The sequence below is a fragment of the Ignavibacteriales bacterium genome, from assembly GCA_026390775.1.
Taxonomy (GTDB): Bacteria; Bacteroidota; Ignavibacteria; order Ignavibacteriales; family Melioribacteraceae; genus Fen-1258.
On the sequence record JAPLFF010000007.1, the window covers coordinates 377,307 to 400,958 of the forward strand.

Genomic DNA, 23,652 nt, shown 5'->3' on the forward strand with positions numbered 1-23,652 from the left:
TATTTTGTTTCTATCCAAATTAGAAATATTTGGTTTTAAATCTTTTGCTAATAAAACATTCATAAATTTTAACCGCGGTATTACGGGAATTGTTGGTCCCAACGGCTGCGGTAAAACAAATATAGTTGATGCGATCCGCTGGGTTCTTGGCGAACAGAAGACAACGACTCTCCGCAGCGACAAGATGGAAAACGTAATCTTCAATGGTACAAGAGAAAAGAAGCCAATGGGTATGTCGGAGGTTTCTCTTACACTTGTAAACGATCAAGGCGTTCTTCCAACAGAATATACTGAAGTGACTATAACCAGAAGAATCTTCCGTTCCGGTGAAAGCGAATATCTGTTAAATAAAAATATTTGCCGCTTGAAAGATATTACTAACCTTTTCATGGATACCGGAATGGGCACAAACGCTTATTCAGTTATTGAATTGAAAATGGTTGAAACTATTCTTAGCAGCAAAACAGAAGAACGAAGAAAAATGTTTGAAGAGGCAGCAGGCGTTAATAAATATAAATTACGGCGCCGTCTTTCTCTAAAAAAACTTGACGATGTAAAATCCGATCTTACGCGTGTTAATGATATTGTCTCCGAAGTTGAAAAAAATGTTCGATCTCTCGAACGCCAGGCAAAACGTGCCGACCAGTATAATCAAATCCAAGTTGTTTTAAGAGAAAAAGAAATTGACCTTGCCGAACGCGATCTTGCTTCGTTAAATCTAAAATTAAGCATATTAAAAAATGATATTTCAGAATACTCGGTAAAGAAAGATCAGATTGATCTTGATATTAGAAAAATTGAAAATGAATTGATCGAATACCGGAATAGAATTAATGCTATTGATTCTGAACTACAGGATAAGCGGGACGAACTTTCTTCGAACACTGAACAACTCCATAATACTCAAAAAAATATTTCCGTTTCAGAAGAACGATTTAAATCTCTTTTAAATAACCACGAACGGTTACAAACAGAAATTGCAGAACTGCAGCAGTCATTTGAAGATGCTGATCAGTATATATTACGAAGTAACAACGAACTTAAATCTCACTCGAATAGTTTATCAGATAAGAACAATGAAATTATTGATAACGAGCAAACCATAGTTGAAAAAAAGGAATCTTCAGAGAATAAACGTGCACTGCTAAAGCAGACTAACGAAGAAAAATTTGATCTTGTTCGCGAAATCTCCGACAAGGAAAATTATTTAGCTAGTATTAAGAAAGAGCTTGCTAGTCATAATTCTAACATTGAAAAACTTAATCATAAAATTCAAAGTATTACTAATACAATTGCAAAGACAGTCGGATTTATAGAAGAACTCAACGCTGAAAAATCCAACGCGGAGAATAAACTTAAAGAAGCAGGTTTATTAATAGCTCATCGTGAAAAAGAAAAACAAGAACTCGAACATGAATTAAATTCACTTAAACAAAAAGAGATTGAAGAAAAAACTTTACTTGCCGGACTCAAAGAAAAGATTGCTTTCATTCAAACGCTGATCGCTAATCTTGAAGGTATTTCGAAAGGCGCTAAAGTACTTTTAGAAAATAAAGAGTGGACTAAGAAGAATAAAAATATTTTTGCCGATGTTGGAAACACACAAGAAAAGTACAGGTTCGCTCTTGAAGCCGCATTAAAGTCTGTTTTGAATAACCTGCTCGTAGATAGTTTTGATGATCTTCAAAATGCAATCAACTACTTAAAGAAAAATGATCTTGGTAAAGCTTCATTTTATCTGCTTCGCTCGAATAACAATTCTAAAAAATCTCTTCTTGATAGTTTAACATCGTTCAATCTAAAGAGAAAAGAAAAAAAACTTGTGAAGGAAGAATCATTTCTGGGTTGGGCAAAAGATTTTGTAGAAACAGAAAACAATTGGCTCCCTTATTTTGAACAAGCCTTATCTAAAATTGCTGTTACTACCGATCTTAAATCTGCAATAGAACTGAATTCAAAATATCCGGATTTTAATTTTACAACTTTAGATGGTGACTTTGTAAAACACGATGGAGTTGTAGAAGCTGGTTCACTGCCTAAACAAGATGAAACTATTTTTGGACGAAGACAACTTCTTGATAATTTGATCAAAGAGTATCCTAAACACGAATCTAATCTTGCCAAACTGCATGCTCTTATAGCAGAGACAGAAGGCAGAATAGCCCGAATTGACTTAAAGAATCTTAGCGACAGCGAAAAACTTATTTCGAATGATATTTCAAACATCGAGAAACAAATTTCTCAATTCGAATTTGAAAAGAATAAAGCCAATGAAGAGATCGAGTCTTCACAAAAAGATATTCAAGAACTTGCCGATAAATCAAATTCGCTTTTTGTCCAAACTTCAGGATTAGAAAAAGAGATCAATGTTCTTCTTGAGAAAAAGAATTCCGTTGACGAAAATATTTCAAAGCATGAAAATGAATTGAGCGACCTTGAAAATGATTTTAATCAATTTGTTAATCTTCAGAACGAAAGAAAACTTGAACTTGAAAGATTAAAAGGGCAAATCGAAAATATTCACAATGCGATAAAGCGAACCGTAGCAAATCAGTTATCAATTACAAACGGAATAGAAAAACGTAAGACCGATTTGCAATCAAATGAAGTTGAGACTAATTCTCTTCAGAAAAATATTGATGAATCGAATTTATCGTTAGTTCAGATTAATTCATCCCGGACAACACTACTTACAGAAGAAAAAGAGATTAATGACAAATTAAAAGTTGTTAAGGATGAAGCCGCGCAATTTGAAAATCAGCTTAATGCATTAAGAAATGAACGGCAAACGGTTTCGGATCAGGTTCATTCTTTTGAAATAAAAGAAAATGAATTCAAACTTCGTACAGAAAATTTGATCGAACATATTAAAGAAAACTATTCGATCGAATTGGTGCTAAAGCAATTTGACGATCTTGATACTTTTGATTTCGAAGGTACAACACATGAAGTTCAAAATCTAAAAGAAAAAATAAGGAACATCGGTCCCGTCAATTTGCTGGCTTATTCAGAATACGAAGAAGAGAAAAAACGTTTAGACTTTTTACATAAACAACGCGATGACTTGGTCAATTCGGAAAAAGATCTCATCAAAACAATTAATGAGATCAATGAAACAGCCCAGCAGTTGTTTATGGATACGTTTGAAAAAATTCGGCAGAACTTCACAACAATCTTTCAAACATTATTTGATCCCGGTGATGAAGCAGATCTATATCTCGAAGAAGGAATTGATCCGTTAGAAGGAAAGATCGAGATTATGGCTAAACCGAAAGGCAAGCGTCCAACTTCGATCGAACTTTTATCCGGAGGGGAAAAAACTTTAACAGCAACAGCACTTCTGTTTGCAATTTATTTAGTCAAACCAAGTCCGTTCTGTATCATGGACGAAGTTGATGCACCACTGGATGATGCCAACATTGATAGATTTACAAAACTTATAAAAGAGTTCAGCATAAAAACTCAATTCATTATAGTAACACACAACAAACGCACAATGGAATCTTCCGAGACTATGTACGGTATTACAATGCAGGAAGAAGGAATTTCAAAATTAGTCGGTGTTAGTTTTGAAGAGATACCGGAGAATGAAGTAAAAGAATAATTCGGAAGGTATGCCTTCGACAGATTAAAATTATGTTTGATAAATCCTTTAAAATATTTGTTGACTTCGATGGTACAATTTCTCAGAAGGATGTTGGCGAAGCGATGTTCCTTCATTTCGGCGATTCTGAAAAAGCTCTTGAGATTGCAAACGAATGGATGAGTTATAAAATTAAAGCGACAGATGCATGGACAGCCACTTGCAAAACAATAAAGAAATTAGACCATGCTGAATTCGATAAATTTCTTACATGTATTCAAATTGATCCCGGTTTTGTAAAATTTGTTGATTGGTGCAGTCAAGGACAATCCGAATTAAGAATTCTAAGCGATGGATTTGATTATTACATTGATAAATTTCTCAATAGAGAAGGATTGAGTCACGTTGAAGTCCGAACAAACAAATTATTTTTTGGAAATGAAAATCAGTTAGTACCTGTTTTTCCATTCACAGATGAAGAATGCACAAAATGTGCGAACTGCAAACGCAATCATATTCTCAATTTTAGCGGCGATGAGGATTATACGGTTTATGTTGGTGATGGATTTACAGATTTCTGCCCGGCACAATTCTGTGATTTTATTTTTGCGAAGAACTCTCTTTTAAAATATTGCGAAGTAAATAGAATTACCTATTTCCCATATTCAACTTTTCACGATGTGATTGAAAAGTTAGAAGAGCTTAAAGGCAAAAAACGTCTTAAGAAAAGACATCAAGCAGAACTTAAACGCAGAGAAGTTTTTATTCAAGGATAAATTGATGAATAATTTTGCTCAAAAAATTTTCAAGTACAGAAGTTACACACCACTTCCATTTGTATTGCTAATGCTGATTTTTCAAAAAGCTACTGTCACAAGCATTTTAATTGGTTTTGCAATTGTACTCTGTGGAGAGTTTTTCCGATTGTGGGGCGTTAGTTATGCAGGAAGTGAAACAAGAACAACTGATGGAGTCGGCGGGACATATTTAGTTGTATCCGGTTCATTCGCATACGTACGCAATCCGCTTTATCTGGGCAACATGCTGATGTACCTCGGTGTTGGAATTATGTCTATGGCGTTATTCCCTTTTCTTCAAATTGCTGCACTTCTCTTTTTTTTCTGGCAGTATACAGTAATCATAAAAGAGGAAGAAGGATTTCTTCGAACAAAGTTCGGGAAAAACTATGAAGATTATTTAAAAGTTGTTCCGAAGTTTATTCCAAGTTTAAGTAAGTATAGCAATTCCGGAATTGAACAGCCGCCATTAAATATAAAAGCCGGCCTGCGTTCAGAAATTAGAACTATGCAGGCAATTTTAGCAATCTCTTTTTTAGTAATAATCCGTTTTGTATTGAATTGAATAAAAAATTAATGATAATTGCCGGTGAGGCATCGGGTGATTTACACGGTGCTAGTTTGATCAAGGAATTGTTCAAGTTAGATCAGTCGTTACAGATTTTTGGAATTGGCGGAGACAAAATGATTTCAGCCGGAATGAATGCACAATTCCATATTAAACAAATGGCATTCCTCGGATTTATAGAAGTGTTAAGACATCTTCCGTTTATATCGAAAGTAAAAAAAGAATTACTTCGTAAAATTGCTGAAGAAAAAATTGAAACAATTGTATTGATAGATTATCCGGGTTTTAACTTGAACATTGCTAAAAAACTGCACGAGCTTGGTAAGAAAGTTATCTATTATATATCACCGCAAGTATGGGCTTGGGGTAAAGGTAGAATAGATAAGATTAGAGAAGTGGTTGATAAAATGCTTGTTGTATTTCCGTTCGAAGAAAAAATGTATCGTAATTATAATGTTGATGCAGAATATGTTGGTCATCCTTTAGTTGAACACGTTGAGAATTATTCATTAATGAACAAAGAAGAACTTTACAAAAAACTAAATCTGGAAAAAGGAAAAGAAATATTGCTTCTTTTGCCCGGCAGCAGAAAACAAGAGATTAAAAAAATTTTTCCAAAGTGTATAAACGCTGCGGTAAAACTTTCAAAAGATTTTAATTTACAGACTGTTGTTGCATGTTCGGAAAATATAGAGGAAAGTATCTTCACAAACTTAACTACAGAAAATAATTACAAGCTGGTAAAAGGATATACTTACGATCTGTTGAAGAATTCTCATTTCGGAATTATTAAATCCGGGACATCTACACTTGAAGCGGGATTGTTTCAGCTTCCTTTTATTGTGGTTTATTCAACTAATTATTTAACGTATATGCTCGGAAGAATTTTAGCTCAGATTAAAAATATTGCAATGGCTAACATAATCCTTGGTGAGAATGTAATTGATGAATTGATTCAGCACGATGTTAATACAAAAAATATATATTCAAAATCTGAAGCAATATTAAAAGACAAGCAAAGATATAATTCCATCAGGAGCAAACTTGGTTTGATAAAAGAAGAACTTGGCGGAAGCGGAGCTTCAAAAAAAACCGCCCAAAAAATATACACATTGTTAAATGAAGCTTAGTGATTTTCAGAGAAATATTCTTCGATATATTGGAATACAATTTGCAAGTGCTGCAATTAGGGTTCTAATCAAAACACTGCGAATTAAAATTATCAACGGCGAAACAATTTCAAAGTTCGCAAGCGAAAAGAAAAATTTTGTTTCTGCTTTCTGGCATGGCAGTATGATGATCGGCTGGTATATACATAGGAACGAAAATGCTGCCGCACTTGTTAGTCAAAGCAAAGACGGCGAAGTACTTGCAAAAATACTTGAGAAATGGAATTATAAAGTTATACGAGGTTCCAGTTCGATTGGTGGAAATGAGGCGTTATCTGTTATGATTGATTTAATCCGCGAGAACCATTCTCTTGCAATTACACCGGACGGACCGCAAGGACCTATTTACAAAATGAAAGCCGGTGCTGTGGTTTCGGCAAAAAAAACTAATGTGCCCTTATTCTTAACAGGCATTGGCATTAAGAAAAAATTTATTCTAAAAAGTTGGGATCATTTCGAAGTGCCCAAACCTTTTTCCAAAGTTGTTGTGCTTTATTCTGATCCGGTATTAATTGATGACAGTTTTAATTATGATGAAACAAATCAAAAAATAATTGAGTGCGAAGCACTCCTAAATAAATTGCAGAAGGATGCGTTGCAGTTGTGTTAAAATTTTTCAGATTGATATTATCTCCTTTAGTGTTCGTCTATTCTTTTATAATAAAAGTTAGAAACTGGTTCTTTGACAAAAATATTTTCAGTGCTGTTAAAGTAAATGCAAAGATAATATCTGTTGGTAATATAACAGTCGGTGGTTCCGGAAAAACTCCAACTGTTATGATGATCGCTTCATACTTGAAATCTATAAATAAAAAAGTCGGAGTTTTAAGCCGCGGTTACGGCAGAAATTCTCTCGGCTACATATATGTTAGCGATGGAAAAAATATCAATTCAACTGTTGATGAATGCGGAGATGAAGTGTATTTCATGTCTGAGGAACTAAGAGTTCCCATTGCCGTTTCTGAAAGACGCGTTGACGGAGCTCTTCAATTTATTAAGGATGCTGAAGTTGATACAATAATCCTTGACGATGCATTTCAACATAGATGGATTCATCGGGATGTTGATGTTCTGATTTTTGATCAAAATTTTTTGGATAAACCCGGGCAGATTGAACAGCATTTGCTTCCTCTTGGTTCGATGAGAGAACCTTTTGATTCTATGGAGCGGGCAGATATTATTATCATTAATAGAAAATTTTCCGAGAAAATTAAGATACCGGATAAATTGAAAAGATATTTCGAAAACAAAAATGTGTTTAACGGTTTTTATCAAGCTGATGGAATTTACGATGTTAAGTCACATAACTTTTTTAATATGAATGAATTTCAAGGGCAGAAAAGTTTGGTCGTTTGCGGTGTGGCGCTTCCCTTCTCATTCTTAAATGCACTTGAAAAGAACAAAATTGATATTACTAATAAAATGATTTTCCCGGATCATAAAAATTATACTCTTAAAGAAGTACAGGATATCAGAAAGAAATTTTACGATACAAATTGCTATTCTGTTTTAACAACTCAGAAGGATGCAGTTAAACTGAATAAATTCTCTAAAGATTTAGATGATATAGATATTTTTTATTTGAAGATCGAACTAAAACTCGATGAACAAGATTTATTTAATAAATTAATCCTAAAACAAATGAACAAAACAAAGTAAAAGAAAACTACTATTGGAGGAATGATCAATGGCTCGAGCAACACAAAAGTATGTTTATTATTTCGGCGGCAAACGTGCTGAAGGTAAAGCAGATATGAAAGAACTTCTAGGAGGTAAGGGTGCGAACTTGGCTGAAATGGTTAACATCGGTTTACCGGTTCCGGCCGGCTTCACAATTACAACAGAAGTCTGTACGGCATATTATAAAAACAATAAAAAATATCCTAAAGAACTAGATAAACAAGTTAAAACTGCTCTTGCAAAAGTTGAAAAAGAAATGGGTGCAAAGTTTGGAGACAAAATAAATCCGTTGCTTGTTTCGGTTCGTTCCGGTGCGCGTGCATCAATGCCCGGTATGATGGAAACAATATTAAATGTTGGATTGAACAATGAAACGCGTGAAGCTTTAATAGCAAAGACAAATAATCCCCGTTTTGTTTATGATTCACACCGCCGCTTGATCCAAATGTATTCAGATGTTGTAATGGAAAAAGCTGCCGGCATCGAACCGGAAGAAGGTAAAGGTGTCCGTCATCAATTAGAAAAAGAACTTTACAATATGAAAGAAGTTCGCGGTGCAAAAAATGATACTGATCTAAGTTCGGAAGATTTAAAAGAACTTATAGAAATTTACAAAGCTAAAGTTTATGAAGTACTCGGTAAACCTTTTCCAGAAAATCCTATGGATCAATTATGGGGAGCTGTCTCTGCCGTATTCCAAAGCTGGATGGGCAAACGTGCATGCTCTTACAGAAGAATTGAAAATATTCCCGATGAATGGGGTACCACAGTAAATGTTCAATCAATGGTATTTGGAAATATGGGAGATACATCGGCAACGGGTGTTGCGTTTACACGTAATCCTGCAACAGGAGAAAATTATTTTTATGGTGAATGGCTGCCGAATGCACAAGGTGAAGATGTTGTTGCGGGCATCAGAACACCAAACCCTATTAATGAAATTGGTAAGAGTGAGCACACAGCACATCTTCCATCACTTGAAACAGCAATGGTTCCGGCTTACAAACAACTTCATGCAATAGAACGCTCACTTGAAAAACATTATCACGATATGCTTGATATTGAATTCACAATTCAAGAGACAAAGCTTTATATGCTTCAATGCCGTGTTGGAAAAAGAAACGGACCGGCTGCTGTAAGAATGGCTGTTGATATGTACAAAGAAAAATTAATTACCAAAGAAGAAGCTGTAATGCGGGTTCAACCTTCTCAGTTGGATGAACTTCTTCACCCGATTATAGATCCGAAAGCCGAACTTACATCTAATGTTGTTGTAAAAGGATTACCTGCAGGACCTGGCGGTGCATCTGGACAAGTTGTTTTCTCAGCGAATGATGCTGTAGCTTGGGCTAAAGAAGGTAAGAGAGTAATTCTTGTGCGTGAAGAAACAAATCCGGAAGACATTGAAGGAATGCGAGCCGCACAAGCAATACTAACAGGCCGCGGTGGAATGACATCACACGCTGCACTCGTTGCCAGAGGTTGGGGTAAATGTTGTATCGTTGGCGCAGGTGCCGTTAAAATAAATTATCATGAAAAATATTTTACTGTTGGAAATTACACGGTGCGTGAAGGTGAATGGCTAACTCTAAACGGTTCCAAAGGAACTGTATATCTTGGTGAATTACCAATGATTAAAGCCGCCGAAGAGAATCCCGACTTCCAGGCATTTATGAAAATTTGCGATGCCGTTAGAAAATTAAAAGTTAGAACAAATGCAGACACACCAGAAGATGCAGCACGCGCACGAGCATTCGGCGCTGAAGGTATTGGATTATTTAGAACCGAGCATATGTTCTATGGAAAAAATTCTGAAGAGCCGTTATTTAAACTTCGTAAAATGATCCACTCAAATACCGAAGTTGAAAGAAGAGGCGCTTTGAATGAACTTTTCCCTCATGTTAAACACGATGTAAAAGGAACTATGGAAGCTATGGATGGTTATCCAGTAACATTTAGAACTCTAGATCCCCCACTTCATGAATTCGTTCCTACACGTCAAGATGAAAGAGAAAAACTCGCAAATAGTTTGGGTATCTCTCTTCAAGAATTAAATAAACGTGCTGATTCATTACATGAAAACAATCCGATGATGGGACACCGCGGTGTACGTCTTGGAATTACATTTCCCGAAATTACCGAGATGCAAGTTCGTGCAATCTTTGAGGCAACTGCAGAATTACTGCAAGAAGGGAAAAAACCATTTCCTGAAATCATGATTCCGGTAACTTGTCATGTTAATGAGATCAAACATCAGTACAAAATAATTACCAAAGTACATGCAGAAGTTTGTGAGAAATTCGGATTAAAAAAAATTCCACATCTTATTGGAACAATGATAGAAATTCCTCGTGCTTGTTTAACAGCTAACAAGATTGCCGAGGTTGCTCAATTTTTCTCCTTCGGAACGAATGATCTAACTCAAATGGGATTTGGTTTCTCAAGAGATGATATTGGTGGATTCTTACCAGAATATCTCGAACAAAAAATCCTTCCGGTTGATCCATTCCAAACAATTGATCAAGAAGCAATTGGTAAGCTGATGATGATGGCTGTCGAAGGTGGACGTGCTACTCGTCCTGATCTTAAAATTGGAATTTGTGGCGAACATGGAGGCGAACCAAAATCAGTTGAGTTCTGTCATAAGATCGGATTGAACTATGTAAGCTGTTCTCCTTTCCGTGTTCCAATTGCAAGACTTGCAGCCGCTCATGCTGTAGTTAAGGAATCAAAAAATGTAAAACCGACGGTTAAGAAAGCTGTAGTAAAAAAATCAAATAAGAAAAAAGTAAAAAGAACCACAAAGAAGAAATAAATAAATTGTCATTCTGATCCCGCTTTAGAGCGGGAGATGAATCTCGAATAAAATATTAACAGAGATTCTTCATACTTATACTCCACAGAATGACAGGAAAGAAGAACTTAAAGAGGAGAATAAATGAAGTTATCAGATTTCAAGTACAACTTACCAAAAACTGCGATCGCAAAGAATCCAGCTAATCCGCGCGATAAAGCAAGCATGATGGTTCTTAACCGTGCAACCGGTGAAATTGAACATCACAAATTTTCAGATCTTGTAAACTACATACAGAAAGGTGATGTAGTTGTTGTTAATCAAACAAAAGTTATGCAAGCCCGTTTGTTCGGAAAAAAAGAACGGACAAATGCTAAGATTGAAGTTTTCGTTCTTAGAGAATTGAACAAGGAGGAAAACATTTGGGATGTAATTGTTGATCCTGCACGTAAAGTTAGAATCGGCAACAGAATTTATTTTAATGATAAACTCTGGTGTGAAGTAATTGATAATACAACATCCCGAGGAAGAACCGTCCGCTTTAATGAAGATGCCGGAGATATTTTTAAGGCGATTGAAAAGATCGGGCACACTCCTTTACCGCCTTACATTAAACGCGATGCAGTTCCATCGGATAAAGAACACTATCAGACAATATTTGCTCAAACAGATGGATCGGTTGCCGCTCCTACAGCCGGTCTGCATTTTACTCCTGCTCTTGTTAAGAAAGTTGAAAAGATTGGCGCTAAGGTTGTCCCTGTTATTCTGCATATCGGTCTTGGTACTTTCCGTCCCGTTGAAGTAGAAGATCTAACAAAACATAGAATGGATTCTGAATATTTTGAAATCTCTGAAGAGACAACAAAAATTATTAATAAAGCTCTTGAAGATAAGAAAAATGTTTTTGTGATTGGAACAAGTACTTGCAGAGCACTTGAAAGCAGTGTTACAGCAGATGGATTTGCAAAACCAAATTCAGGATGGACTGATAAATTCATTTTTCCACCTTACGAATTTAGAGTGACAAAAAAATTGGTAACAAATTTTCATCAGCCGGAATCAACTTTAATGATGCTGGCTGCCGCATTTGCCGGTTATGATTTTATCATGAAAGCTTATAAGAAAGCATTAAAAGACGGCTATCGCTTCTTAAGTTATGGCGATGCAATGTTAATTGTCTAATGAAAGTATTTGCAATAATTCCTTCGGGCGGCTCTGGTTTGCGAATGAATAATCCGCCCTGCCTGCCGGACAGGCAAGTTCCTAAGCAATATATCCGTATCAACGGAAAAGAAATTATTGCTTACACTTTAGAAGTCTTTCAAAAATGCGAATCGATTGATGAGATAATTATCTCTGCCTGCAAAGATTATTTTGATCTCCTTCGAACAATAAAAAACAATTATTCATTCTCTAAGATCTCAAAAATTGTAGAAGGCGGAGATGAACGCCAGCATTCGGTTCTTAATGCATTAAAATCTACCAATGCAAAGGATAATGATTTAATAGTTGTACATGATGCTGTCCGTTCGCTACTTCCGAATGATATTCTTATCAAGTCAATAGAGACAGCAAAAATATCCGGAAGTGCTGTGGTTGCTATCAAAGCGAAAGATACGCTGATCAAAGGAATGGATTCTGTTGTTTCATATATTGATCGGCAAGATGTTTATTATGCACAAACTCCGCAAGTATTCCAATATAAAATTCTTTTGGATGCTATGAATCAAGCTGAAAAGGAAAATTTTATCGGAACGGATGAATCTATGCTTGTTCAACGTGCTGGTTATAAAGTAAAAATAGTTGAAGGTTCATCGCTGAATTTCAAAATCACGAATAAGGACGATATTAAACTTTTTGAATTAATCACCCGCACCAAATAAGAAATATTTTTCTCTTGACTTAAATTCATATTAACAATACCTTATTCAAGAAATTATTGGCTAATCTTTTCTGTTTCGATTTAATCTTCTTTCTGGGGTTAACTGATTAAAAATTGTGGCGGGAGTTTTTAATGAGCAATATTTTTTTCATAATTAATTTCTCCTTCGAAATTTAATAGGAAATATTTATATCCAAGCGCTTCATGCGTTATAGATATTTTTATTTTGTATAGCTCTGTGTGAGATATTTAAAATCTTAAAAATGACCAGCATGCTTTACAAAGCATATACAATGTGATTTAATAACTTTCGATGGGAGCGAAAAATGAAAAAATTATTATTTTTACTAATTTTATGTAATCTCATTAATGCGCAGCACATTAATAACCCGCTAATACTTGGAGAGCTACTCATTCATGTTTCAAATAATCCACAAAATGTGAGTCTAACTTTCCAGTCTGTAAAAATTCAAAATACTACACATTGGAATTTCCAAAACAATATTGTATGGAATTCAGATTATACCGGACAAACGCAAACTGGTGTTACCACCAGTACATTTATGTACTGGAGAGATGGTTATCCAATTGGAATGGGTAAAGGTATTTATTATATTTATGCGGAAACAAGCGATAATACTATAAGGACTTATTTTATATATGATATTAGAACATCAAAAGATTGGGATCATCATATTAGTCCTGACCTACACGTGGTATATAATTATGGACTAAACGAATTCTCTATTGAGTCTTCAGGGGAAGATATAACTGGATCCATAGTAAATGCATGGGATTATACACCAGGTTTAACGCCGACACAAGAAACTGATAAATTTGAACCAAGACCGCCAACGAATCTTTCAGTATCTAACTTAGGTGGTCACCCGCTATTAGTATGGAATAATAATGAACTTGAAGACTATTGGACAGCCGTAGAAGTTTATCGTGCTTTAACGTATTCGGGTCCACCAAGTAATTGGAATAGCATAGCTACCTTAAGCGCGGGCAGCACTTCTTATTACGATACAAGATACACCGTAGGCCAAGGAGCGATTGCGTGGTATAAAGTTTGCAAAAGAAATGCGAATAAATTATCTCAATTTTCGAATGTAGTCAGTATAAATATTATACCTCAATCAATAGCACAATTTAAACCGGTTGACGAAACAAACGCAACCTGCGAGAAAATTGAATTTGACAATTCTCTTTTTCAAAACTATCCGAACCCTTTTAATCCATCAACAGAAATCAGTTTCAGCTTAAAGGAAGATAGTCATATTACTATCAAACTCTATGATGTCCTTGGAAAAGAATTATTAACTATAGCGAATGGTGATTATGCAAAAGGAATTCATAGGATTAATTTTAATGGTTCCTTTTTGTCATCCGGTGTTTATATTTATTGTATTAAGAGCCAACTATTTACAACTTCAAAAAAATTAATAATATCTAAATGAGGTTGATATGAAAACAAAAATAATTTTAATTCTTTTTGTTTCCTGCCTTTATTCAATATCTGCTCAAAATATTACTTATAAACGTCTGGATATAAACAATATACATCTGTATCTGCAGAACATTGGAAATCTAAAATATGTAGATGGTGTTGGAGGCGGATATTGGAATTCATTACCAAGTGTAGAGCGTTGGGATTCGGTGATTGTATTTGATCAAGGTCCGTGGGTAATTGGCAAAATAAAAAACAAAGTATATGTTGGAATGGTACAATGGTGGGATGTCCCATCTTCAATTTTTTCACCCGGTCCCATAATTAACAACAAACCCGCTATGTATACCGCTCCTCAAGACTCAATGCGGTATAGATGCTACAAAATTTCAAGGGGAGATAATGCTAGTAATCCGGATTATAGTAACTGGCCTGTAGATTTTGGGGCGCCGGTTAATTCAAACGGCAGCCCTAAACTTTACGGCGACCAAACAATTTGGACTGTTTACAATGCATTGGATTCGACAAGGAGTTACCGGGAGTATTGGAACACACACTTGGATTCTTTACCCGTTATGCCTGTAGAAATACAACAAACAGTGTTCGCGAGAAAAGGAAATTTGAACGATGAAGCTGATATTTTTTCTAATATAGTTTTTGAAGAATGGACAATCATCAACAAAGGAAATGAAACAATTGATTCCACTTATTTTTCTTTGTGGACAGATATTGATCTTTGGTTGAATTCAGCTTATAATATTCCGCAGGTAGATACATCCCTTGGTTTAGGATATTTATGGTCTAATAATTCTCAGACTCCTCAATTGACAGCTGGCTATGCATTATTATACGGCCCGTCTGTTTCATCAAACGGAGATCGTGCAGTTTATAAAGGAAGGTTGAAAAACAATTTTAAGAATCTTGATATGTCGTCTTTCCATTCAATATTTGGAGACGCTGCAGTTGGAAATCTAGGCGAACCTGCTTTCACAAGACAAAAAGCTTGGAATATTGCCCGGGGTTATTATCCCGACGGCACGGTAAAAATTGATTCAACAACAGGAAAGAAAACTAAATATACATTTTCCGGAGATCCGGTTACCAATTCAGGGTGGATTCGGAAGGAATACACAGGTGGCGGTGCTGGATTCAATATGTTCAGCGGCCCATTTACTTTGGCTCCTAACGACACACAATGGGTAATGGTTGCTTTAGTTCCAGCGCTCGGCAAAGATTATAAAGAAAGCATAACAAGATTACGAAAAAAAGTTGCACTGTTAAAATCTTTGCCTTATGATAGTCTTGCATTTGGTAAAACTCCTTTAGTTGTTGATGTAAAAGAGAATCAGGGTGTTATACCAAATTCTTTTATGCTTTACCAGAATTACCCCAACCCATTTAATCCAAGTACAACAATAAAATATTCCATTCCTCATATAGGAACAGGACATGTTGTGCCCGCACAATTAAAAGTTTATGATGTATTAGGTCGTGAAGTTGCTATTCTTGTTAACGAAGAAAAATCTCCGGGTAATTATGAAGTGAAGTTTGACGGAACAAATATCTCGAGTGGAGTTTATTTTTATACACTGAGTGCAAACGGATTTTTCCAATCGAAAAAGATGCTGCTGATGAAATAATCTATAATCAAGAAAAGTAAACCGACAGAAGACGGCAATGACTAGCCGTCTTTGCTATTCAAACAAAATTTTTATAATCAATCACTTAAACATATTTGGAAATCTATTCCTTGTTTATAAAATACTTTTTCTCTAATTTTGATCCAAAATTTAGGAACATTTAATGTTGAATTTAGCTTTTGTTGTAATCCTTTCTTACTTAGTCGGTTCGATTCCTACTAGTATTATAGTTAGCAAACTTGTTCGTGGAATAGATATAAGAGAACACGGAAGTGGTAATGCCGGCGGATCAAATGTTTTTAGAGTATTAGGTTGGAAATTCGGCATACTGGTTATTTTGCTGGATGCTCTAAAAGGAGCGCTTGCCGTTATTGTTGTAGCTCGTTTTTATTTAGATAGTTTTCCTTTCAAGAATATAACTCCATTTGATGATTTTACTCTCGTTCAAATTATTTGCGGTGTAGCCGCTGTAATTGGACATGTATGGACCGTCTTTGCAGGATTCCGAGGTGGAAAAGGTATTGCTACCGGATTAGGCGTTCTAATAATGTTAGTTACAATTGATATGGCTCTTGCACTAGGAGTATTTTTTATTGTTGTGGCTTTATCTCGATATATCTCGCTTGGTTCTTTAGCTGCTGCAGTTGCTGTTCCTTTAATACTTGTTATAAGAGAAAATATTTTTGGCGTTGATATACCTGGCTACAATACAGTTCTTCCATTCTGTATAATGCTTGCTCTATTAGTAATTTATACACACAGAAAAAATATTGACCGCCTTATCAACGGCAGCGAAAGTAAAATTTCATTTGTAAAAAAGAAATCAATAAAATGAGAATTTCCGTTCTCGGCGCCGGAAGCTGGGGAACTACTTTAGCTATTCTTCTTCATTTTAACGGGCATGATGTTACTCTTTGGGAATACAAACGAAGTTATGCTAAAGTTCTTAATCGTTCCCGTGAAAATAAAGTTTACCTACCTGGAATAAAAATTCCTAAAGAAATTACAATTTCACATTCACTTTCAGAAAGCTGCGAGAATAAACATATGATCGTTCTCGCTGTCCCGTCTCAATTTATCCGTAGTGTATTGCGGGAAATGAAGAAAATTAATTTTAGCGATACAACTTTTGTTAGTGTCGCTAAAGGTATTGAGAAGGATACTTTATTGACAGTTTCACAAATAATTAAAGACGAATTGAAAAATATATCCGATTCCAGCATTGGAGTTTTATCCGGACCAAGTATTGCAGGTGAAGTGTCAAGAAAAATTCCTACAGCTGTAGTTGCCGCTTCAAAAGATTCATTTACTGCCAAACAAATTCAATCGGCTTTTATTACATCATATTTCAGAGTTTATTCATCAACAGATATTGTTGGTGTTGAATACGGCGGAGCTTTAAAAAATGTAATGGCAATAGGTGCCGGTATAATAGACGGGGCAAAATTTGGCGACAATACAAAAGCTGCAATCATGACTCGAGGTATTGCAGAAATATCCCGACTTGGAATTGCTCTCGGTGCTCGTCCGGAAACGTTTGCCGGCTTATCCGGAGTGGGCGATCTAATTGTTACATGTATGAGCAAGCATAGCCGTAACCGTTTTGTCGGTGAACAACTTGGTAAAGGAATTGTACTAAAAAATATTCTGAAGAAAATGCAAATGGTTGCAGAAGGTGTTGAAACTTGCAGATCGGTTTGTCAACTTTCTAACAAGTATAAAATTGAAACACCGATTGCCAATGCAGTCTACAAAATTTTATTCGAAGAGAAAGACCCAACCAAAGCCACATACGAATTAATGACCCGCGATATGAAAGCCGAAGAGGAGTAATATACTTCTTACCTTCCATTTTTTTATTTATATTTCCTTCAATCCAAAACGAAATCATTTGATTCATGCCCGAAAAACTTTCTACATCAGTTCAATATTTGAAATCTGTCGGACCAAAACGGGCTGAATCGTTTGCTAAGATTGGTATAAACACAATTAAAGATTTACTCTTCTACTTTCCTACCAGATATTTAGACCGCTCTACTCTTTTAAACACTGTAAAGGTTGTGCAGCATTTAATCGAAGGTTATCAAGGTGAAGTAACTATAATCGGTCAAGTGATAGATTCCGAAGTGCATTACTATCATAAGAAACAAATTTTTAAGGTCCGGATGAAAGACGCTTCCGGGTTTTTTGAATGCGTCTGGTTTCAAGGTGCAAAATATTTCAAGAATGTTTTCGAAACCGGCAATCACTTTGCAATCTCTGCTAAACCGGTCTTAACTAAATACGGACATTTGCAATTTGTCCATCCGGATTTCGACAGACTAGCTGAAAAAGAATCAAAAGATTTCTTAAACACAGGAAAGATTATTCCTTTCTATAGAATGGCAAAAGAACTGCGGGAAACAAATCTTGGCGATCTTAGTTTACGGCGAATCATCCACCAAGCTGTTGAATCATTTTCGAACGATCTTACTGAAACTCTTCCCGATCATATTATAAAAGAAAAAAATCTTCTTGCTTTGACTGAAACTGTCAGCAATATGCATTTCCCAAAAGATTACCCTTCTTTGGAAATTGCAAAATACCGTTTAAAGTTTGAAGAGCTATTTTATCTTGAATGCCTTGTAGCTCTAAGAAAGAAATTTTATAGTGAAAAGAAAAAAGGTTTTTCTTTTAAAGCTCAAGCCGTCCCTTTGAAAAATTTTCTAAAGTCATTACCCTTCACCCTCACTCCTTCACAGTTAAAAGTCTTAAGTGAGATAAGAAAAGATCTTGAAAGCAGTAAACCGATGAACCGGTTGCTTCAAGGTGACGTTGGCAGCGGTAAAACTATTGTTGCTTTGATCAGTATGCTGATTGTTGTCGAGAACGGTTATCAGGCGGTTCTTATGGCACCAACAGAAATTTTAGCTGATCAGCATTTTAAGAGAATTACGGAAATGATGAAGCCGTTTGGATTTATTGTGGATGAATTGATCGGCGGGCAGAAAAAATTCGAACGGGAAAAAGTTTTGCGAAATATCCGGGAAGGAAAGACAAACATAATTATCGGCACTCACGCATTGATCGAAGAGAATGTTGAGTTTCAAAAACTCGGTTTGGTTGTGATAGATGAGCAACACCGCTTCGGAGTGATGCAGAGATCAATCTTAGTTCAGAAAGGATTCCAGTCTGATGTTCTAATTATGACTGCTACACCGATACCGCGTACACTTTCGATGACAATTTACGGTGATCTTGATATTTCTGTTATTGATGAAATGCCGTTGAATAGAAAACCGATTAAAACATATTTACGTGGTGAGAGTAAGTTGCCCGACATATATGACTTCATAAAATCAAAAGTTAAAAATGGTTACCAAACTTTTTTAGTTTACCCGCTTGTTGAAGAATCAGAAAAGATAGAATTGAAAGCCGCTCAAACATATTTTAACGAACTAAGCACTAACCAATTAAAAGATTTGAGATTATGCTTGATTCACGGACGACTGAGCTGGCAAGAGAAAGAAAAGATAATGTTCGAGTTTGCTGCCAAGAAATATGATGTGCTCGTTTCAACCACAGTAATTGAGGTTGGGATTGATATCCCCGATGCGAATATAATTGTCATCAATGATGCATTCAGATTTGGCTTATCACAACTTCATCAATTACGTGGAAGAGTTGGAAGAAGCGACAAACAAGCTTACTGCTTACTTATTGCCAAAGATGAACTTGCTGTAAAGTCAAATCAATTCAATTTTAATTTTGATTATTTATCTCCGGAACAAATTGAAAGGAATAAATCAATCATACGTTTGAACTCGATGGTTAAATACTCAAGCGGGTTTGATCTTGCGGAGATAGACTTAAAATTACGCGGACCGGGAAATATTTTTGGTACTCAGCAAAGCGGTTTACCGGAATTAAAATATGCTAATGTTATTGAAGACATAAAAATTTTATCTGACGCAAGAGAAACTGCTTTTAAAATTATTGAGAGTGACAGCAATCTCTCCGATCAAAATAATTTAATCATAAAAAAAACTCTCACGGAAAATTATTCCAATCATATTCACTTCGCTAGGATAGCATAACTATCTCTCAAAAAAATTTTCTTCAGACACACCGGTCATAAATATTTTTTTCACCTCTACATTACTCGTGCCAAAAAATATTTTTCCAAAAAAAATTTCGAACAATTTCTTGCATAAAATTTTTAAATGGTTATATTTCAATCAGAAAAAATTAAGGAAAAGTTATTAGTTCTTATCTACCAAATAAAAAATTAAAAATTGCTCTGACATATAACGTAAAACCGGAAGAAAAAAAATTTTCCGACCCTACACCTCTCACTCTAAACTCAAAATCACCAATTTCTTACAACGAAACTTATGCTGAGTGGGATACCATCGAGACAATTAATGCTCTAAAAGATTCCTTGGAACTGTTTCATGACGTAACTTTGATCGAAGCTGACAATAACGCATTCGAAAAATTTAAAAAGTTACGACCAGATTTGGTTTTTAATGTAGCCGAGTGTTTAAACGGTATAAGTCGTGAGGCTCAGATACCTGCAATGCTCGACATGCTGCAAATTCCTTACACCGGATCCGATCCTTTAACATTAGCTACTTGTCTTGACAAAGCCAGGACCAAAGAAGTTTTATCATATCACAACGTTCCAACTGCAAAATTCCTTTTTGTAGAATCAATTTCCGATTTGAAGGACTTTGATTTACGTTTTCCGGTAATTGTGAAGCCAGTTGCAGAAGGTTCCGGCAAAGGTATTTTCAATTCTTCCCTATTAAACAGTTTGGATAAACTAAAAGAGAATTTGATTAACAATCTTCAATCCTATAATCAACCGTTCCTTGTTGAGGAATTTCTTCCGGGACGTGAATTTACCGTTGCTATTATTGGAAATGGTGAGGATGCTGAAGTTTTGCCTATTGTAGAGATAAATTTAAGCGAGTTGCCAAAAGAATTGGCTCCTATCTACTCGTACGAGGCAAAGTGGATTGTTGATACACGCGATAACCCGTTGAATATCTTTTCCTGTCCTGCTCACATAGATGCAAGTCTGGAAGAAAAAATTAGAAATATAGCTTTGAGAACTTATAAAGTATTACGATGCCGCGATTGGAGTAGAATAGATATCCGCCTTGATTCGAACGGTGAACCGAATATAATTGAAATCAATCCGCTGCCGGGAATTCTTCCCGATCCGAAGGACAATTCATGTTTTCCTAAAGCTGCAAGAACCAGCGGTCTATCTTATGAAGAAATGATAAACAAAGTTTTATTCACTGCAGCAAGAAGATATAGCTTAATATGAATTTTGAACAAAAAATATTGATCTGTTATAATGAACCAACCAGATACTATGACAACTATCTTGGTAAGAATATAACTGATTCAAAAGATAATATTGATCTTTCCGAAAGGGAATTCTTAAAACAGATTGCAATGATCAAGAAATCCCTTTCAAAGAAATATATGAGTGTAGAAACACTTCCCGTTAACAGCGATATCAAGAGTGCAATTAAAAAAATATTAAATTATTCTCCCGATGCAATTTTTAATTTCGTTGAATCGGTAGAAGGTAATACAAATCTAGAAAGCTACATAGCGGGACTTTTTGATATTCTCGGAATACCTTACACAGGCAACGGAGCTATCGCTCTTGGTAATTGCCTGATCAAATCCAGAACAAAACAGATTCTTCAATCACACGGTATAAGAACTCCAAAACATTTTATTACTGAAGTAAATGAAATCCCAGATAAAAATAAATTCTCTTTGAGATTTCCGGTTATACTAAAACTTGCGCGTGAAGATGCAAGCATCGGCATTTCGGAACTTTCAGTTGTACAGAATTTCGATACTATGTTGGAAAGATTAAATTATCTCTACACTTCTTTTAACCAGGAAGTTTTGATTGAAGAATATATTGAAGGACGCGAATTGAATGTTGCGATACTTGGTGATAAAATTCTTCCGATATCCGAAATCCGTTTCGACGGATTACCGGATGAACTTCCTAAGATAGTTACCTACGAAGCTAAATGGTCACCGGAGAGTACATATTTTAAACATACAACCCCAAAGTGTCCGACAGATTTGGATGATACTCTAAAACTTAAAGTTGAAAAAATGGCGCACGAAGCATTTGAAGCATTAGAATGCAGAGATTATGCTCGCGTTGATATAAGATTGAACCAAAGAAATGTTCCTTATGTTATTGAAGTAAATCCTAATCCGGATATCTCTCCGGATACCGGTTTCGTTAGATCAGCTGCTGCTGCAGGAATTAGTTATGATCAATTGCTCTACACACTTTCAAAGTTCGCATTGAAGAGAATAGCTTATGATACGCAAGCTGCAAGCTAATGATCGGGAACAATTAGTCTCTATCATTAATAAAACAGATAATTTTAATGATGAAGAGAAGAACGTTGCAGTTGAATTAATTGATGAAGCGATTGCAAATCCGAACGATGAAGATTACAATGTTTATATCTATGAAAATGATGGAAAGATTGCCGGATATCATTGTATCGGCAAGAGAGCATTAACCGACGGTGTGTTTGATCTGTTCTGGATTGTTGTTGATAACAGCGGACAGAATAAAGGAATAGGAAAGCAATTATTAGATCACGCAGAAAATTTTGTAAAAGAAAATAAAGGACGATGGATTCTTGCTGAGACATCTTCCAAAGATGATTACAACGCTACAAGAAATTTTTATATGAGGAATAATTACTCGATAGTCTCACAGATAAAAGATTTTTACGCAATCAACGATAACTTGATTGTATTTGGTAAATACATAAAAACATAAAATGGAATAAATATAAAGGGTAACTATCATGGAACTCTGGCAGCAAATGGTTAGAGATAGCGTTCACTCTGTTGATCAACTTGTTGAAAAATTCGGGATTGATAGAACAGTAGCAGAAGGTTTGGATGAATTTTTCCAAGCTCGAATAAATCCATACTATCTTGGTTTAATTCGATATCCGGGTGATCCGATCTGGAAACAATGCGTACCCGATAAAGCTGAATTAGATGATCTGGAAGGATTTTCAGATCCGCTTCAAGAAGATAGAATGAGCCCCGTTCCTAATATTACACATAGATATCCGGATCGAGCATTATTCCTAACAACAAGCCAATGCGGAATGTATTGCCGTTTTTGCACAAGAAAAAGAAAAGTAGGAAACTCAGATAAAATTTCGATGAAAGAACTCGAATCCGCTTTCAAGTATCTGGAACAGCATACCGAAATCCGCGATGTAATTATGTCCGGCGGCGATCCGCTGATGCTTACAGATGTTATGCTTGAAAAAATCTTAAAGAGATTGAGACAAATTCCTCACATCGAGATTATTCGTATCGGTTCAAAAATGCCGTGCGTCCTTCCGCACCGCATCACACCAAAATTGGTTGAGATGATCAAGAAGTATCACCCGGTTTATGTTAACACACACTTCAATCATCCGTGGGAAATTACTCCTGAAAGCAGCAAGGCTTGCGAGATGCTCGCTAATGCCGGGATCCCGGTTAGTAACCAGGCAGTTCTTATGAGAGGCGTAAATGATGATGCTGAGGTAATGAGAGAGCTTTTCACGAAACTTCTCAAGATAAGAGTAAGACCTTACTATTTATATATGGCAGATGAAACACGCGGCGCTAATCATTTCAGAACTTCTCTCGAAACCGGTCTTGAGATAATGCAGAAGCTCCGCGGTTATACAAGTGGACTTGCAATACCGCATTTTGTAATTGATGCACCAGGCGGCGGCGGTAAGATTCCTATTCTTCCGCAATACGTTCTGCATCGCGATGAAGACAGAGTTGTAATGAAGAATTACAAAGGTGAGATCTTTGTTTACAAAGAAGCACACAACGGAGAAGCTAAACCGGATGTGAAAATTCCAGTAGAACTAGTTGACAAGAAAAACGGTAATGGCTCAAACGGAAATGGTTCTAACGGTTCCAATGGGAATGGATCGAACGGTTCATCGAAGAAACCGAAGAATTACAAAGAGAAAGTTGAAGTTACCGAAGTTGCCACGAGCAATAATTGACTTGTTCTTAGGAATCA

General features: G+C 35.8%; 18 protein-coding genes. All 18 read left to right on the plus strand.

Going from position 1 to position 23,652, the window contains the following annotated elements; all coding sequences use genetic code 11:
- Positions 1-4 precede the first annotated feature (4 nt).
- Positions 5-3,604, plus strand: coding sequence for a chromosome segregation protein SMC (gene smc / locus NTZ27_06940; GenBank protein ID MCX6174465.1), 3,600 nt, complete (start codon positions 5-7; stop codon positions 3,602-3,604).
- 32 nt (positions 3,605-3,636) lie between these two features.
- Positions 3,637-4,359 carry an MtnX-like HAD-IB family phosphatase gene (locus NTZ27_06945; GenBank protein MCX6174466.1) on the plus strand — a complete coding sequence of 241 codons (723 nt, stop codon included), beginning with the start codon at positions 3,637-3,639 and terminating at the stop codon, positions 4,357-4,359.
- Positions 4,360-4,363: 4 nt separating this feature from the next.
- On the plus strand, positions 4,364-4,945 hold the full coding sequence (locus NTZ27_06950) for an isoprenylcysteine carboxylmethyltransferase family protein (GenBank protein MCX6174467.1): 582 nt from the start codon (positions 4,364-4,366) through the stop codon (positions 4,943-4,945).
- Positions 4,942-6,078 carry a lipid-A-disaccharide synthase gene (gene lpxB / locus NTZ27_06955; GenBank protein ID MCX6174468.1) on the plus strand — a complete coding sequence of 379 codons (1,137 nt, stop codon included), beginning with the start codon at positions 4,942-4,944 and terminating at the stop codon, positions 6,076-6,078. The genes NTZ27_06950 and lpxB overlap by 4 nt, the downstream gene beginning before the upstream one ends.
- On the plus strand, positions 6,068-6,727 hold the full coding sequence (locus NTZ27_06960) for a lysophospholipid acyltransferase family protein (protein ID MCX6174469.1): 660 nt from the start codon (positions 6,068-6,070) through the stop codon (positions 6,725-6,727). The genes lpxB and NTZ27_06960 overlap by 11 nt, the downstream gene beginning before the upstream one ends.
- Positions 6,721-7,776, plus strand: a complete 1,056-nt coding sequence (gene lpxK / locus NTZ27_06965) for a tetraacyldisaccharide 4'-kinase (protein MCX6174470.1) — start codon at positions 6,721-6,723, stop codon at positions 7,774-7,776. Before NTZ27_06960 ends, lpxK begins: the two co-directional genes overlap by 7 nt.
- Before the next feature lie 28 nt (positions 7,777-7,804).
- A complete protein-coding gene (gene ppdK, locus NTZ27_06970) occupies positions 7,805-10,612 on the plus strand; it encodes a pyruvate, phosphate dikinase (protein MCX6174471.1) in 2,808 nt (935 codons plus the stop codon).
- Between the two features lie 123 nt (positions 10,613-10,735).
- The gene (gene queA / locus NTZ27_06975; protein MCX6174472.1) at positions 10,736-11,773 is read left to right on the plus strand and encodes a tRNA preQ1(34) S-adenosylmethionine ribosyltransferase-isomerase QueA; all 1,038 of its coding nucleotides are present in this window, start codon (positions 10,736-10,738) and stop codon (positions 11,771-11,773) included.
- Positions 11,773-12,474: a 2-C-methyl-D-erythritol 4-phosphate cytidylyltransferase gene (gene ispD, locus NTZ27_06980; protein MCX6174473.1), complete on the plus strand. Its 702-nt coding sequence runs from the start codon at positions 11,773-11,775 to the stop codon at positions 12,472-12,474. Before queA ends, ispD begins: the two co-directional genes overlap by 1 nt.
- 325 nt (positions 12,475-12,799) lie before the next feature.
- Positions 12,800-13,933: a T9SS type A sorting domain-containing protein gene (locus tag NTZ27_06985; GenBank protein ID MCX6174474.1), complete on the plus strand. Its 1,134-nt coding sequence runs from the start codon at positions 12,800-12,802 to the stop codon at positions 13,931-13,933.
- 7 nt (positions 13,934-13,940) lie between these two features.
- Complete coding sequence (locus tag NTZ27_06990) at positions 13,941-15,563, plus strand: T9SS type A sorting domain-containing protein (protein ID MCX6174475.1); 1,623 nt, start codon at positions 13,941-13,943, stop codon at positions 15,561-15,563.
- 163 nt (positions 15,564-15,726) lie between these two features.
- Positions 15,727-16,398, plus strand: coding sequence for a glycerol-3-phosphate 1-O-acyltransferase PlsY (gene plsY / locus NTZ27_06995; protein MCX6174476.1), 672 nt, complete (start codon positions 15,727-15,729; stop codon positions 16,396-16,398).
- Positions 16,395-17,396 (plus strand): NAD(P)H-dependent glycerol-3-phosphate dehydrogenase, encoded by a 1,002-nt coding sequence (locus tag NTZ27_07000; protein MCX6174477.1) that lies wholly within the window; start codon positions 16,395-16,397, stop codon positions 17,394-17,396. Before plsY ends, NTZ27_07000 begins: the two co-directional genes overlap by 4 nt.
- A gap of 65 nt (positions 17,397-17,461) precedes the next feature.
- A complete protein-coding gene (recG, locus tag NTZ27_07005) occupies positions 17,462-19,639 on the plus strand; it encodes an ATP-dependent DNA helicase RecG (GenBank protein ID MCX6174478.1) in 2,178 nt (725 codons plus the stop codon).
- A gap of 344 nt (positions 19,640-19,983) precedes the next feature.
- Positions 19,984-20,880, plus strand: coding sequence for an ATP-grasp domain-containing protein (locus tag NTZ27_07010; protein ID MCX6174479.1), 897 nt, complete (start codon positions 19,984-19,986; stop codon positions 20,878-20,880).
- Positions 20,877-21,935 (plus strand): ATP-grasp domain-containing protein, encoded by a 1,059-nt coding sequence (locus NTZ27_07015; GenBank protein MCX6174480.1) that lies wholly within the window; start codon positions 20,877-20,879, stop codon positions 21,933-21,935. Before NTZ27_07010 ends, NTZ27_07015 begins: the two co-directional genes overlap by 4 nt.
- On the plus strand, positions 21,913-22,386 hold the full coding sequence (locus tag NTZ27_07020) for a GNAT family N-acetyltransferase (protein MCX6174481.1): 474 nt from the start codon (positions 21,913-21,915) through the stop codon (positions 22,384-22,386). Before NTZ27_07015 ends, NTZ27_07020 begins: the two co-directional genes overlap by 23 nt.
- 28 nt (positions 22,387-22,414) lie before the next feature.
- Entirely contained in the window at positions 22,415-23,635 is a 1,221-nt protein-coding gene (locus NTZ27_07025) for a KamA family radical SAM protein (protein ID MCX6174482.1), read from the plus strand.
- Positions 23,636-23,652: the final 17 nt, after the last annotated feature.